Annotated in this window: 17 protein-coding genes; 15 read left to right on the forward strand and 2 right to left on the reverse strand. The window is 45.2% G+C overall.

What is annotated here, in order from left to right; translation table 11 throughout:
- Window positions 1-181 precede the first annotated feature (181 nt).
- From spoIIID to AAC978_RS00330, 5 genes are all read left to right on the forward strand, one after another.
- Window positions 182-430: a sporulation transcriptional regulator SpoIIID gene (spoIIID, locus tag AAC978_RS00310; RefSeq protein ID WP_015263764.1), complete on the forward strand. Its 249-nt coding sequence runs from the start codon at window positions 182-184 to the stop codon at window positions 428-430.
- A 291-nt stretch (window positions 431-721) separates the two neighbouring features.
- Window positions 722-1,708 (forward strand): rod shape-determining protein, encoded by a 987-nt coding sequence (locus AAC978_RS00315; protein WP_341545962.1) that lies wholly within the window; start codon window positions 722-724, stop codon window positions 1,706-1,708.
- Between the two features lie 162 nt (window positions 1,709-1,870).
- Window positions 1,871-2,608, forward strand: a complete 738-nt coding sequence (locus AAC978_RS00320) for a WecB/TagA/CpsF family glycosyltransferase (RefSeq protein ID WP_341545963.1) — start codon at window positions 1,871-1,873, stop codon at window positions 2,606-2,608.
- Between the two features lie 71 nt (window positions 2,609-2,679).
- The gene (sigI, locus tag AAC978_RS00325; RefSeq protein ID WP_341545964.1) at window positions 2,680-3,393 is read left to right on the forward strand and encodes an RNA polymerase sigma factor SigI; all 714 of its coding nucleotides are present in this window, start codon (window positions 2,680-2,682) and stop codon (window positions 3,391-3,393) included.
- Window positions 3,390-4,691: an anti-sigma-I factor RsgI family protein gene (locus AAC978_RS00330; protein ID WP_341545965.1), complete on the forward strand. Its 1,302-nt coding sequence runs from the start codon at window positions 3,390-3,392 to the stop codon at window positions 4,689-4,691. Before sigI ends, AAC978_RS00330 begins: the two co-directional genes overlap by 4 nt.
- Before the next feature lie 141 nt (window positions 4,692-4,832).
- On the opposite strand, the gene AAC978_RS00335 is transcribed toward AAC978_RS00330, so the two are convergent.
- On the reverse strand, window positions 4,833-5,954 hold the full coding sequence (locus AAC978_RS00335; protein WP_341545966.1) for a glycosyltransferase: 1,122 nt from the start codon (window positions 5,952-5,954) through the stop codon (window positions 4,833-4,835).
- Window positions 5,955-6,048: 94 nt separating this feature from the next.
- Here AAC978_RS00335 and fabZ point away from each other — a divergent pair, with 94 nt between their 5' ends.
- Window positions 6,049-6,486 (forward strand): 3-hydroxyacyl-ACP dehydratase FabZ, encoded by a 438-nt coding sequence (fabZ, locus tag AAC978_RS00340; RefSeq protein ID WP_341545967.1) that lies wholly within the window; start codon window positions 6,049-6,051, stop codon window positions 6,484-6,486.
- A gap of 189 nt (window positions 6,487-6,675) precedes the next feature.
- Window positions 6,676-7,050 (forward strand): hypothetical protein, encoded by a 375-nt coding sequence (locus AAC978_RS00345; protein WP_341545968.1) that lies wholly within the window; start codon window positions 6,676-6,678, stop codon window positions 7,048-7,050.
- A gap of 106 nt (window positions 7,051-7,156) precedes the next feature.
- Here the strand turns inward: AAC978_RS00345 and AAC978_RS00350 are convergent, their stop codons facing one another.
- Window positions 7,157-7,519: a DUF2680 domain-containing protein gene (locus AAC978_RS00350; protein WP_341545969.1), complete on the reverse strand. Its 363-nt coding sequence runs from the start codon at window positions 7,517-7,519 to the stop codon at window positions 7,157-7,159.
- Between the two features lie 219 nt (window positions 7,520-7,738).
- Between AAC978_RS00350 and AAC978_RS00355 the strand changes: the two genes are divergently transcribed.
- The 8 genes from AAC978_RS00355 to hpf all read left to right on the forward strand — a co-directional run bounded on the left by AAC978_RS00355 (window position 7,739) and on the right by hpf (window position 14,386).
- On the forward strand, window positions 7,739-9,505 hold the full coding sequence (locus tag AAC978_RS00355) for a helicase-related protein (RefSeq protein ID WP_341545970.1): 1,767 nt from the start codon (window positions 7,739-7,741) through the stop codon (window positions 9,503-9,505).
- 16 nt (window positions 9,506-9,521) lie between these two features.
- Complete coding sequence (locus tag AAC978_RS00360) at window positions 9,522-10,271, forward strand: ComF family protein (RefSeq protein WP_341545971.1); 750 nt, start codon at window positions 9,522-9,524, stop codon at window positions 10,269-10,271.
- Window positions 10,272-10,366: 95 nt separating this feature from the next.
- Window positions 10,367-10,660: a zinc-ribbon domain containing protein gene (locus tag AAC978_RS00365; RefSeq protein ID WP_341545972.1), complete on the forward strand. Its 294-nt coding sequence runs from the start codon at window positions 10,367-10,369 to the stop codon at window positions 10,658-10,660.
- Between the two features lie 243 nt (window positions 10,661-10,903).
- Window positions 10,904-11,707, forward strand: a complete 804-nt coding sequence (locus AAC978_RS00370) for a basic amino acid ABC transporter substrate-binding protein (RefSeq protein ID WP_341545973.1) — start codon at window positions 10,904-10,906, stop codon at window positions 11,705-11,707.
- A gap of 182 nt (window positions 11,708-11,889) precedes the next feature.
- Window positions 11,890-12,564: an amino acid ABC transporter permease gene (locus tag AAC978_RS00375; protein ID WP_341545974.1), complete on the forward strand. Its 675-nt coding sequence runs from the start codon at window positions 11,890-11,892 to the stop codon at window positions 12,562-12,564.
- Complete coding sequence (locus tag AAC978_RS00380) at window positions 12,551-13,270, forward strand: amino acid ABC transporter ATP-binding protein (RefSeq protein WP_341545975.1); 720 nt, start codon at window positions 12,551-12,553, stop codon at window positions 13,268-13,270. The genes AAC978_RS00375 and AAC978_RS00380 overlap by 14 nt, the downstream gene beginning before the upstream one ends.
- A 166-nt stretch (window positions 13,271-13,436) precedes the next feature.
- The gene (locus AAC978_RS00385; protein ID WP_341545976.1) at window positions 13,437-13,634 is read left to right on the forward strand and encodes a cold shock domain-containing protein; all 198 of its coding nucleotides are present in this window, start codon (window positions 13,437-13,439) and stop codon (window positions 13,632-13,634) included.
- Between the two features lie 224 nt (window positions 13,635-13,858).
- Window positions 13,859-14,386 carry a ribosome hibernation-promoting factor, HPF/YfiA family gene (gene hpf / locus AAC978_RS00390; RefSeq protein WP_341545977.1) on the forward strand — a complete coding sequence of 176 codons (528 nt, stop codon included), beginning with the start codon at window positions 13,859-13,861 and terminating at the stop codon, window positions 14,384-14,386.
- The last annotated feature ends 65 nt before the right edge of the window (window positions 14,387-14,451 follow it).

Consider the following 14,451-nt stretch of genomic DNA (forward strand, 5'->3'; position numbering starts at 1 on the left):
CATTTGGCTATAGGCTTAGTATTCGTTATTCAAAAAGTCTCATACATTTTTTTCTTAGAAAAAAATAAGCTTTTATCCTTATACAGCATTTACCAATCACTGACATCCCTTGAGGATGTCTTTTTTAGTTTTATGTGCATATAAATGTATAAAATTTCGTTGCAAAAAGGAGGGCTTCTGGGTGCAAGAATATATCCGCAAACGTGTACTCGATATCGGGAATTACATAATGGAATCGAGCGCCACGGTACGACAAACGGCAGACATTTTTGGAGTCTCTAAATCGACGGTCCATAAGGATGTCACGGAAAGACTGCCCCTAATCAATGAAAAACTAGCCATGGAAGTGAAGCAAATTCTGGAGAGCAATAAAGCAGAGCGTCATATTCGTGGCGGGGAAGCCACTCGGAAGAAATATCAAGAGAATTAAGGGTAATAAAAGGTTATTATTTAAGTGATAGGGTACCCTAAGATAAACAAATCTCAAAAGATATTTGACAAAAGTAGATAAATAAAAATAATAGAGGAATTAGTGTATTTTCATCGAATAAAAGAATGTGGTATATTATGTATAATCTCCCGCAGGGGAGATTGTACTTTTGCGTTTAAGAGGTTAACTTAGGCTGCAAAAGTAATAGCCAACCATGAATGCCGGGAAAGTAAATTTTGGGATTTTTGAGGATGGACAAGCCAGAAGAGTAAGAAAGGGGTACCACAACCAATGTTCGGTATTGACTTAGGAATTGATTTAGGTACAGCCAGCGTTTTAGTTTTCGTTAAGGGAAAGGGAATTGTTCTCCATGAACCTTCGGTTGTTGCAATAGATAAAAATACCAACAAACGAATTGCTGTTGGGGAAGACGCACGGATGATGCTGGGAAGAACCCCAGGGAACATTATTGCTGTTCGCCCCATGCGTGATGGAGTTATCGCTGATTATCAGACCACCGAGCTGATGCTCAAATATTTTTTAGAAAAGGCCGGAGCGCGTCGTTGGCCCTTATTTAAAACACGGGTGGTCGTATGCATTCCCTCTGGGGTTACTGAGGTTGAAGAACGGGCTGTTAAACAAGCAGCTTATCAAGCTGGCGCCAAACAGGTCAAGGTGATTGAAGAACCCTACGCCGCTGCTTTAGGTGCAGGATTGGATATTTCCGGACCTACGAGTAATATGATTGTGGATATCGGTGGTGGAACCTCAGATGTGGCGGTCCTTTCCCTAGAAGGAATTGTTACCAAACGAAGTCTGCGAGTCGGCGGCGATAAGTTTGACGAAGCCATTATTCGTCATATTCGACGTGAGTATAACCTAATGATTGGTGAGCGGACGGCGGAAGAGGTAAAGATAGCCGTCGGTTCAGCTATTCCCGAGGGTCGTCCTGATCATGCTGAAATCGATGTCCGGGGCAGAGATTTAGTCACAGGCCTTCCCAAGACGATAAACGTGAATTCTCGGGAGTGTTATCTGGCCCTCGAAGAAAATGTGGAAGCGATTGTAGGGGCTGTTAAGGAAGTATTGGAGCGTACCCCCCCTGAGCTTTCTGCGGATATTTTGAATAAAGGGATTGTCATGACCGGTGGTGGATCCTTGATTTATGGTTTTGATACCCGCATCTCACGTGAAACAGGACTGCCGGTGACTTTGGCTGATGATCCTATTTCATGTGTAGCTTTAGGAACAGGTAAGGTACTGGAACATAGCTTTTAAGGACTAGATAATCTAAGCAGTTGGTTACAATGGACAAACATAAATAAGCCGAGGAAAGGGGCGGATCCGGTCATGACCGGGGAAAGCTGAGCCTCGGTTTTTATTATTTCTACCATCGACCTCAATTATTGTGAAACTTTTCGTCTTAAGGGGGTTTATTGCATGAAAGCAGATATATTAGGGGTTAAAGTTGACCGGGAGACCATGGCCGAAACCCTCCTTAAAATACAGGAAGCGGTAAGCAGTCATCAAGCCATCCAAGTGGTTACAGCGAATCCGGAGCTTATTTATGGAGCAGGAAAGGATGCCCGGCTGAAGCAGCTTATAAATTCTGCTCAGATTGTTACGCCCGACGGGGTGGGTGTCGTGTGGGCGGCCAAGCGCTTAGGATATCCTGTGGAGGAAAGGGTTACCGGTATCGATCTGGTTGAAGCTCTTTTACCTGTAGCGGCAGAAAAGCAATGGCGCATTTTCTTTTTGGGAAGTCAACCCGGCGTGGCTGAACGTGCGGCTCAAAAGGCCGCTGAAAGATACCCAGGCTTCCAGTGGCAAGCTGCCCACGGCTATTTTAGCCGCGAGGAAGAGCAGGGCCTGGTCGAGCAGATTCGCAGTTTTAAACCAGACCTTTTATTGGTTGGTTTAGGTGCTCCTCGCCAGGAATTCTGGATGTTTTCCCATTTGGATTTAGATACAATAAGCATCGGGGTGGGCGGTAGCTTCGACGCCTTGGCCGGAATCAATAAAAGAGCTCCCCGCTGGATTCAAGACATTCATCTGGAGTGGCTCTATCGCTTAATTAGACAGCCCTCGAGAATCAAACGTCAACTCGTACTTCCTCGCTTTGCTTGGAGGGTCATACGATCCAGTAAAGAACAAGCGCGAACCAGAAAAGCACGATAGAAAAAATAAAAAATTCGACACCGACACAAAAGAAAATCGTATTAACGTATTTATGGATAGGAGGTTGGAAAATGCCTGAATGGGAATTCAAATGGTCCTGGGAGAAGATAACACTCGACCCACAGGCCAGAGAGGACTTTTTACAGGAATCTCAGCCTTTTATTCGTCATGTTTCCATTCAGACCTGTCACCGAACCTTAGACTGGGGTAGAGATGAGGAATTATCGGAGGCTTTAATCGCTTTTAACGAAGCTATCGATCATTTTGAAGAAGAACGCGGGGTTCCTTTTTTAGCCTATGCTCGGCTTCTCATGAAACGCCGGCTTATTGATTATTATCGCAAGCAGCGTTTGCGTGACGCTTTGTCGCTGGATCAAGACGAAGTAGGTCAGGCTGTAGAAATCCATGTGGGCATCCATGAATTCCAGGAGCGTCAACAAAACCAAGAGCGAGCGGCTGAGATTCGAGAGTTCTCTTTAGCCCTTAAACGTTATGGGCTATCCTTTCAAGTCCTAGCTGAAGTATGTCCGAAGCACCGCGATAGTCGAGAAACCCTGCTCAGTGTTGCCCGCACTCTTGCTTTTTCCTCTGAATTATGGGCTCAAGTGGAAAGAACAGGTAAACTTCCCATGCAAGCCTTAACTCTTAAGACCCAAGTCCATCCTAAGGTTCTAGAGCGGGGTAGAAAGTATATCCTCGCTGTAGCCCTATTAATCGCAAATCAACATGACTATATCTATTTAAGGGAATATGTACTCCCAGAGGAAAGGAGGGCTGAAGGATGAACAAAAATAAGGGCGTAGTTTTGGAAAAAAACAACCAGAAGATTACAGTCCTAACCGGCGATGGAGAATTTAAAACACTTAAGTATAAAAGGGATGTCGAGATCGGAGAAGAAATTCAGCTTCCTGCTCAATACAAGGCACCTATCTGGCGGATCGGGGCCAGTATAGCGGCTGTGTTTATTTTGACCTTTATGAGTATCTTCGGGTGGAGTGTTTTTCAACCGAGGACGGCAGTTGCTATGATATCCCTCGACATCAATCCTAGCCTTCAGCTTACTCTGGACCAGAAGGGAGAGGTTTTGGAACTGGAATCTTTTAATTCTGAAGCAGAGCAGTTGATGCTGGGACTTTCCCTTGAAGGGAAGGTCTGGGAAGAGGCTCTGGATGAAATTATTCAGAAATCAGCTGAACTCCATTATTTGACGGAAGAACAAAACTGGGTTGTAGTTGGTTATGCGGCTGAAGAGACAAAGAAAATGCTACCGACTGCTACCATCAAAATGGAGGCAATAACCCAAAAAGTCCAAGAAGCAGTTCAGGAGCAGGGACTTAAACCGACAGTAGCGGCCTATGAATTGACCTCAGCTCAAAAACGACAGGCTCAAGAGACAGGGCTATCTTTAGGGGAGTATGCCTTAGTGGACACCGCCCAGAAGGCGGGTATCAAAGTAGATTCACAGGCAGTCAAAGAAAAGGACCAGCGGGAGAGCCTATTAGAAAACCCTGAGATTCAAGAGCAGTTGCGCAAGGATAAGCATATCATCGAAAGTAATGATTCCTTCACAGAACACTCTATGAGAAGCAAAACAAACAGCAAAGATGCACAAAAGGATGGCTCTAAGGAAGAAAGAGACCAAGAAAAGTATAACGACAACAATAACAATAATAAAAATTTCAATTTCAACAACTACAACAAGTACAATAATTCCAAGGACATGACTAAGGGTTGGGGCAGAGATGACGACAGCAAGGATGATGGCAGAAATAATTCCCGTAGCCCAGGTAACCGAGGAAGCTTGCCGGAACGCGACACTACGAAGGATTCTAAGGAAAATGATAACCCTGAGAAGTCCAATAACAATAAGGTTAATTCAGACACTAGGGACAACAGGAGCGGAAACGACAATAGTTCAGGTAAGGCCGATGAGCGGTCAAAGCATGATGAGAATAGTCAGAATCATGGGGATGAGAGTCAAAGCTCAGAAAGAGATTCCCGGGAAGGGCGAAGCAGTCACCAAAATAAAGATACCTGGAATTTCCTCACGATTTTAGACTATACATATCAGCGAAATAGATAGATGGTAATTAGATAAATGGTAATTAAATAGATAGTGAATAGATTGATGGTAAGCTAAAAATAGATGCTTTTCTAGGGGTAGTTCCGTGTAGGATAATCACCTAGAAGAGCATCTTTTTTGTATATTGTTAACATCATGAATTTAAATCATCAACACTTCACCATATAAATCCTGAGTTTGCCTAAGCATCTCTTGGACGCTGAAATCCTGCCAGCGCTTCGCTCCAGAAGCTATACACGAGGCAGCAAAGTCAGGTTTCTTGAGAAATTCAGCACAGGATTCGGCGAGGGCTTTCGGCTGCTCGGGTGGGACCAGTAACCCATCCTGGTTGTGGCGGATGACTTCGGGTATACCTCCAACAGTCGTCGCAACAATAGGCAAACGGGCTTGCATGGCTTCAAGGAGTACGAGACCCATCCCTTCGCTAACGGAGGGAAGAACAAAAAGATCCATAGCGGGAAGGGCTCGGTAAGCATCAGGTAGATAACCCGCCAAGGTAAGTGGCAGATCAAGGGCCTTTGCTTGGTTTTGGAGTTCTGAGTGGAGGGGTCCGTCGCCGATGATAAGAATATGGATTGAGGGGAATTGACTCCGGAGGATTCGCGCTGCTTCAAGGAGCGTGCTTAAGCCTTTTGTTGGGTGTAGGCGAGCGACAGAACCGATTACTAGGGTACCCTCAGGAATTTGCCATTTTTGGCGAAAACACTGACGTAGATTGCCCCGTTTCTCAAGAGAATCAAGCTGAGGTAGAGACGGGATTCCGTTGTAGATCGTGCGGATCCTTTGCCCGCCACGGGTTGCAACCTCTTGAGCTAAAGCCTCGGAAACCGTGATAATTCCAGAAGTCAAGGGCAGAGTTATGCGATCTAAGGTTAGGGCTAAGCGGGCAGCCTGGGGGGAAAGATAATCTTGCCGAAGGGAGCTATGAACCGTGCTGATCACAGGGGTCTTTAAACGCCAGCCGGCTAATCTGCCAAGAAGATTAGCTCGAGAGCCATGAGTGTGGAGAAGCGAAAACTTTTCTCTGCGTATCGCCTCGATTAGCCTAGGCAAAGGGGAAAGATCCAGAGCATGTTTCATGGGAAAGAGTAGAGTAGGAATTCCAAGCTCTTCAGTTAGCTTGGCGAAAGGTCCGGCAACTAAGCAGCCGGAAGTCAGAGATAAGGAGGTCGAGTTAAGCCCCTGTAGCAAGGTCAATACATGCTGCTCGGCACCCCCGATCTCTCCACCGCCGATTAATTGTAATACTTTGTAGGTAGCCAATGCGGTTCTTCCCTTCTTCGCCAAACTCGGTTATACTAAGGATACACAAAATTGTGACTAGGTACTAAAAGTCATGGGATAGGAGGTCCTAGATATGTTAGAAAGTCAAGAAATCCAAAAAATCATTCCCCATCGGTATCCCTTTTTACTGGTTGATCGCATTCTCGAATTAGAGGAAGGGAAACGCGGGGTTGGATTGAAAAATGTTTCCGGCAATGAGCCCTTTTTCCAAGGGCATTTTCCCGGTTATCCGGTGATGCCTGGAGTGCTGATCATGGAAGCCTTAGCCCAGGTGGGAGCCGTCATTCTTTTAAAGCTACCGGAATACGCAGGACATGTGGCCCTTTTCGCCGGACTTGAGGATGTGCGGTTCCGCAAACAAGTCATCCCAGGGGACCAACTTCGTCTGGAAGTTGAACTCCTAAAGCTGAAACGCGGTATTGGCGTTGCTCAAGGCAAAGCTTTTGTGGGAAACGACGTAGTAGCTGAGGGAACCTTGAAATTTGCGGTAGGCCCGAAATTAGATAACTAAGACGAATTTGAACTATATAAACCATTTAAAAGCTAGGGAGAGCGTTGCTCAGCCCTAGTTTTTTTGCGCTATTTTTAGCACTCTAAGAATTCTTTCCTAATGCTTGATATCCCTGCTTTATAATGCCTATCTTAAGACAAATTACCCTTCAGCAATTCTTGCATAGTCTAGGATAGGAGGGAGAGAAAGATGAATATACAACTTACAGCACTGGGAGCCATAGTGGCCTTGCTTTGGCTTCTCGCTGATTATTGGGAATGGACAATGCCGGCGACTGCAGAGAAAAGAATTGTAGATTGGAAGAGAAACTACTATAGATCCCAAGTCATTGTGAAATTCATCAATCACGAATCCATCGACCAGCAGGAACGCTTCGCCTTTTCCTTGAGACATTTTATTAGAGATATGGAGCAAGAAATGGGAATACCTGTCCATTGTGAGATTGAGTTATCTGGACAAAGGGGTCAACTCACTACGGAAGAGTTACGCCATCTTCAATGTCTAAAGCAAGCGTTTTCCAGCTTTACATGGCGAATGCAGGAGTCGGAGCTTGATCAGAATTAGTAGTGTTGAGCTCTAGTGTTCCATACATAGTTATTTAAAAATAAAGGAATCCCCCAACTTGAGTTGGGGGATCAGAGTTCCAGTTAAAAGTGGGTGCCTTGCAAAGTCAGCGCGTACTTGAAGAAGATTTTGTACCGGGTGTTTTCTGATCGCCATCAGTTTTTTTGACACCATCTTTATGATGTCTTTTCCCGAAGTCATACTTTCCATTAGCCAGATCCTCTTCGACCTTCTTTTGGTGATGCTGGATTTTCGTCTTGATCTCAGCAGCTTCTTCTTTTTCAAGAATTCCTGCTTCGACTTGTTTGTCGAGCAATTGCACCTTGAGCTCAACCATTTGTTGATGGAGAGCTTTGATTTCCGCTAATTTGGCAGGATCAGGTGCAGCAGCTGTTGCTCCCAAGGCGTTACCAGCACCTAATGAGAGAAAGGCTAAGGTGAGTAAACTAACAGCGAATTTCCTCAACAATTTGCACTCCTCCTTTGTGTTTAAGAGACAAGCCCTTTAAACCGGAACGATGATAGATTACCCCAAAAGAGAAAGAAACATATTGGGAAATGCTGGGATGACCGAAAAAAATTAATGGGAAAAACAAGAAGGGGAACAACAGGTGAGGAAGAATAGTGTAATAACTTGGACTTTTGTACTATAGAAGATGGGATTACTATGAAGGAGTGATTTTTGGCGATGTTCTATATTCTGCTAACGGAATCAGAGAAATTGCATATCACTCCTCTTAAAGAAGTGAGCTACCTTCAGGAGAAGACTGAGGTCTTGCTGCCTAGTCTACCTTTGAGTGTTGCCTTGTGCTTGCTAGATGAAATAAGCAACAAAAAAACTAAAGCAGAGAGGTCAACGACTTTTTGGACCAGGTGGAGAAAGGGAGAAGAAAAGGTCCTGAAAAGGGATCGGGATTGGCTCAAGGAGGAGCTCCTCAAAGTTTTGCAGAAAAGGGTAAACGTCTCCCAAGCTTGGCACTGGGAGGGTATGGAGAGTTTCCAACTCAATTCGGAGGAGAAGATTCGGGATAAGAACAGAGAAGATTTTCAAGCTAGAACGGCGGGAAGGTTGCTAGCGAAAGCCGATCTTCAACGGTTGGGGAAGGAATGTCACATCCCTTATGCTGAAGTTTTATTCCTATGCCATGAACAAATTAGCAAAGGGTATGGGGAATGGATCCCTGCGGTTATTAAGGATGGACAAGGCTGGAGATGCCAACGCTGCGGGGGGATAAGGGTAGAGGAATGGGTAAGCATTTATGGGTTAACCGCTACCTGTGTGGAATGTACGGTCTTAGGGGCAGTAAGCTCTCTTCATGCTCTCTATCGAAGTATAGGTCCACCAGATAGAAATTGGGTTAAGGATATTAAGCTTGTCTTCTCGCCACGCTGGGAGCTAAGTAAGGCTCAAAGACTGGCTTCCCAAGATATTTTAAAATATGTCCAAGGTGATTCGACAAGTGAGTGTGTGGAGAGGGAAATCTTGCTCTGGGCAGCCTGTGGAGCGGGTAAAACAGAGGTCTGTTTTCCGGCTACTGCATGGGCACTTGAGCGAGGCAAAAGAGTTCTGTTTGCAGCTCCCCGACAAGATGTGATTCATGATGTAGCGCCTCGTTTGCAAGAGGATTTTCCAGATCTGCAAGTAAGCGTCTTAACCGGAATCAGTCCGGAGCACTTTGCCTCATCTCACTTGGTCATTGCCACCACTCATCAGATACTCCGCTTTTACCAAGCCTTTGATGTAATCTTTCTTGATGAGATGGACGCCTTCCCCTATTATGGCAACAATGCTTTAGCATGGGGAATTCAGCAAGCCTTGCGACTGGGGGGGAAGATTGTATATCTAACCGCCACCCCAACCACAGAGAGTTTGGATAAGGTGAGGCGAGGGAAGATGGGGCTCATTCGCATACCCGCTCGACACCACCGACGGGCTATTCCAATGCCTGAATGGCGAAAAGTTTCCGAGGCTTTGGAACCGGAAAGATTTAGTCGTCATCCGAGTCTGAAGGTATGGGAGTGGCTGAAAGAGTCAGTGCAGCTGGGACCGATTCTCATCTTTGTCCCGAAAATATCCTGGGTTAACTCATGGGTTGATCTGTTGCAAAGTGAATTCCCAGAGTGGACCATTGCCGGAAGCTATAGCTCAGACCCTGCGCGACGGGAGAAGGTCGATGGGTTAAGAAGAAGGAAGTATGATGCCTTTGTCTGTACCTCCATTTTGGAACGGGGAATAACGATTCCTGATGCCCAGGTCGTCGTGCTACAGGCAGACCATGAACTATTTGATGTGAGAGCTCTCGTGCAGATGGCGGGACGGGTGGGGCGAACCCAAGAAAATCCGACTGGAAGCGCACTCTTTCTTGCCGCGGGGAAGACTCCCGGGATGGAAAAAGCGATGGCTTGGATCAGGGAGCAAAATGAAATAGCCCTGACCCAGGGCTTAATTGATTAGGCAAAGGAGGCACCTCATGGCACGTGATACTTACTCCCTTTGGCAAGATTTAAAAGACCTTGTTCGCTCCTTGGTTTATGAAAAGCAAACCAACTGCCTGCTCTGTGATACCTCAGTCAACGGGAGTCAGGTTTTTTGTGGTGTCTGTGAGTCTGCTTATTTTTATCCCCGTCTTATGCGTTGTAGCCACTGCGGTAAGATTACCGAAGGAAATACTGAAGAGTGTCATGACTGTTCCCAAGGAAGGGGCCCCAAGGGACTAAAAAAAGTGGTGGCTTGGGGGCATTATACCGAGGCCTGGCGGGAATTGATTCAGGATGTCAAATTTAAGTCCCAGCCCTATCTCCTCAAAAGACTCGGGCAGCCCTTGGCGGAATTTGCAATTCATCACTTGCCGCCACCGGATGTCTTGGTGCCTGTGCCAATGAATGCAGAAAGAATAGCGGAGCGGGGCTTTAACCAAGCGGCGGCAATTGCCTCGCTTCTGCACTGGGAACTGGGGGTTCCACTATGGGAGGGGCTCCAAAGAGTTCGGACCACTACACCCCAGGTGGGCTTAAGCCGCCAGGAGCGGCTGCATAATTTAGATGGAGTTTTCCGGATGCCGACCGCCGAGAAAAAGGTCATTCAAGGAGCAAAGATATGGTTAATTGATGATGTAACGACTACCGGAGCAACCTTGGAACACTGCGCGAAGGAGCTGAGGGAGAACGGCGCAGAGGAGGTCTATGGGCTTGTTTTGGCTGCCGGTATGGTGAAATCCTAAGAAAAAAAGGACTATCCAGCCTCCAAATTCGATGGTATAATAGGGTCGGATAGGCGTGAGTCTGTTACTATTTTTTAGGTAAGGGGATTATCTTCATGGCGTTTCAAGACAAAGATCTAGTATGCAAAGATTGCGGTACCACATTTGTATTCACCGTAGGTGAGCAAGAATTCTATGCAGAGAAAGGCTTCGAAAACGAACCACAACGTTGCAGAGATTGCCGTAATGCTCGTAAAACAAGCCGTAATGGCGGTGAGTCTCGTCAACGCGAAATGCACACAGTTGTTTGTGCAGAATGCGGAGTTGAAACTCAAGTTCCTTTTCAACCAACTTCAGATCGCCCCGTTTACTGCCGTGATTGCTACCAAGCTCAACGCGTAGGTCGCTAATCAGAGAGTAACCGAGCAATATATCAAAGCATTGGGTGTAGAACCCGATGCTTTTTCTTATCTTCAAGGAAACTAAAATCAATGCGAATAAACATATTTAGGCAAAGTCATTGCATAAACTTACTCCCTTATGTATAATATTTACTAGCCAAAGAGACAAGATATACTTAAAAAAATGGCATGAATTACAAAGTGGATAAGTAAAGTAAATTAAAGTAAGAAGTAAAGGAAGAGGGAAAAGAAATGAAAAAAGGGTTACGTAATGGAGTTATTGCTGTCGTCATGATGAGCTTGCTCGCTCTGACAGGTTGCGGAGCTAGCCAAACTCCAGCTCCGGCTAAGGATCCAGCAACTTCGAATGCTGGGACGGAAAAAGTTTTAAAAATTGGTTCGGCTATTGAGTATGCACCTTTTGAATTTATGGATGAAAAACAAAATGCCGTCGGCTTTGATATCGACTTAATGAATGAGATCGGCAAAGATCTGGGATACACTGTGAAGTTCGAATCTTCATCCTTTGATGGTTTAGTGACTGCTATTGGCCAAGGAAATTATGATGCGGTGATCTCTGCAATGACTATTACTGACGATCGCTCCAAGTCCGTACTTTTCAGTGCTCCTTATTTTGAATCCGCTCAAGTTATTGCTGTGAAAAAGGGCAGTGATATTAAATCCGAGAAGGATTTGACAGGTAAAAAGGTCGGTGTTCAGCAAGGAACTACAGGTCAAGGTGCTGTTGAGGGATTAGGTATCGATCCGAAGAAATTCGAGACTATCGGGGATGCAATCAATGATATGATGATTGGCGGATCTGATGCAGTCGTAGCAGATACACCAACCCTTTACTATTTCATCAAGCAAAACCCAAATATGGATATCGAAATCGTATCCAGTGATTTCCCTAAAGAATATTTTGGTATCGCCTTCAAGCTTGACAATAAGGAATTAGCAGATCAAGTCAATGCTACCCTTAAGAAATTCATGGACAATGGGAAGTATAACGAGATTTATAAAAAATGGTTTAATGAGGATGCACCTAAATTCTAAGTGTTTTATAAGCCAACTATGACCCAAACGCCTAGCAATGCTGGGCGTTTAATTTTTAAGACAAGCTATTGGGGAAAACTGCATGCAGGATAGTTCTTGAATAAGCTTGCTATGGACTGTATAATTATCAGGTAAAAATCAGCCTAGGCTTGATGATCTTGTAAATAAAGGAGGATGTGGGTGTGGAACTCCGTTGGGAATTAATGATTGAGAGTATCAACCCCTTGCTGAAAGGGGCAGTCATTACTTTAGAACTTACGGCCGGGGCAGTGGCTATGGGTATTGTCATTGGGCTGTTTATGTCCCTGATGCGTTTATCCGGTAGCCGGATTGTGCGTGGCTTTGCCATTGCTTATATTGATTTCTTTAGAGGCACGCCCCTCTTAGTACAGATTCTTATGGTATATTTCGCTGTCCCGCAGCTTTTTAATTTTCAAATACCCAATAATTACCAGTTTATCGCTGGGATTGTGGCCATGGGGCTGAATTCCGGAGCTTACATTGCCGAAATATTTCGAGCCGGCATCCAGTCCATCGACCGTGGTCAGGGCGAGGCAGCTCGCTCCTTGGGTATGAGTCAAACACAAGCCATGCGCCACGTTATTCTTCCCCAGGCTTTTAAGCGGGTTATCCCTCCCCTTGGTAATGAGTTTATTGCCTTGTTAAAGGACTCATCTTTAGTATCTATTATCGCTCTACAAGATCTCATGTATACCGGCAAACTTATCGTCAGCCGAACCTACCAACCCTTTGTCATCTACATGGAAGTAGCCTTATTCTATCTGGTGATGACCTTGATTTTATCGCGGTTCGTCAGCTACACGGAGAGGAGGTTCGGTAAGAGTGATAACCGTTAAAAATCTGCATAAACATTTTGGCAAACTGGAGGTCCTGCGCGGGATAGATTGTCATATAAAAGAAAAAGAAGTTGTGGTCGTGATTGGTCCCAGCGGGTCAGGAAAAAGCACCTTTCTGCGTTGCCTCAACAAGCTTGAGGAAACGACCCAAGGGGAAATTACCATCGATGGAATTCCCTTGAATTCAGAAGCTAATGTGAATGCTATCCGCCGTGAGGTTGGAATGGTTTTTCAACGCTTTAATCTGTTTCCTCATAAGACTGCTTTAGAAAATGTCGCCATGGCCCCGGAAATTGTTCGTAAGACTAACAAACATCAAGCCCAGGAGATCGCCTTAGAGCTACTCAAAAAGGTTGGTTTGGAAGATAAAGCGGATGAGTATCCTGATCGACTCTCCGGTGGACAGCAGCAACGGGTGGCTATCGCTCGCGCCTTGGCTATGCATCCAAAAGTCATGCTTTTTGATGAACCGACCTCTGCTCTTGATCCCGAGATGGTGGGAGAGGTTTTAGCTGTCATGAAGGATCTAGCCCGGGAAGGTATGACTATGGTTGTGGTTACCCATGAAATGGGTTTTGCCCGAGAAGTGGGCGATCGAGTGATCTTCATGGACGAGGGAGTGATCATGGAAGAAGGATCACCGGCTGAGCTCTTTGGCAATCCACGGAATCCACGGACCCAGTCTTTCCTGAGCAAGATCTTGTAAAAGTTGGAATGCCTTGCTGATAGAATAAATAGTTAATGCTTTTCATTATCCCGCCAAAAATATTCTCTATAGCTAGGTTTAAGCTAGCTGCGCTTTGGGCATCCTTCCTAAGAGACCAGCTTTCGTTCGCATCGAAGGCTGTGAAGGAACCAAGGAGGTATATTTCGTGCTGGGTAAAGTAAAGTGGTTTAGCAAACAAAAAGGATATGGCTTTATTGAAGGGGATCATGGACAAGACATTTTTGTGCACTTTTCTTCAATTAGCGGTGATGGTTTTCGCACGCTCGATGAAGGACAAGGGGTGGAGTTTGATATTAGTCAAGGTCCACGGGGGGAGCAAGCGACAAACGTACAATTAAGATAAGGGAACTATGGATAGGATAACCAGATACACAGCTTGGGGATAGTTTCTGTGACATGAATAAAAAAGAGAAGTGTTGGCAAAATTACAACAGTTCTCTTTTTTTATTAAGGTTTTGTTAATTTAGTTCAACGGAAAGGAAAATTGGGGAAGGATTTTTGAAGATAAACGGGAATATTATAGTTATTCAAATAAATAGGTATCCAGGATAATAAGGGGGTTTTACTATGAACATCAGCGTTCGCGGCAAACAAATGGAAGTCACCGATGCCCTGAAGGATTACGTTTTGAAAAGGGTTGGTAAGTTAGAGAAATACTCTGATCAGTTCATGGATGTGAAAGTAACCCTGCTGGTTGAAGAAGGCCGTCATCGTGTTGAGGTTACTGCACCCCTTCAGGGGATGATACTCCGCGGTGAGGAAGAAAGTACAGATATGTATACTTCCATCGATCTGGTTGTCGAAAAGCTAGAGCGCCAGATTGATAAATATCGGACTCGGATCAACAAACGCATGCGGACAAAAGTACTGAAAGACCATGAGGTACAACAACCGTCGAATCTGGAAGATGATTCCGAAGAAGTAGTTCGCCACAAAAAGTTCGGGACAAAGCCCATGTCTGTGGAAGAAGCGATTATGCAGATGAACCTAGTTGGCCACAATTTTTATGCTTTTACCAACATGGACACTCAAGATATTAACGTGATCTACCGGAGGAAAAGCGGAGATTATGGCTTACTGGAACCCGAAAAGTAATCAAGGCTCGTGAAAGTTCAAAGCGGATATCTAGGAATGGCCTACTGCAGTAGGCCATTCTTACG

It is taken from the genome of Desulfitobacterium sp. THU1 (assembly GCF_038181555.1).
Taxonomy (GTDB): domain Bacteria; phylum Bacillota; class Desulfitobacteriia; order Desulfitobacteriales; family Desulfitobacteriaceae; genus Desulfitobacterium.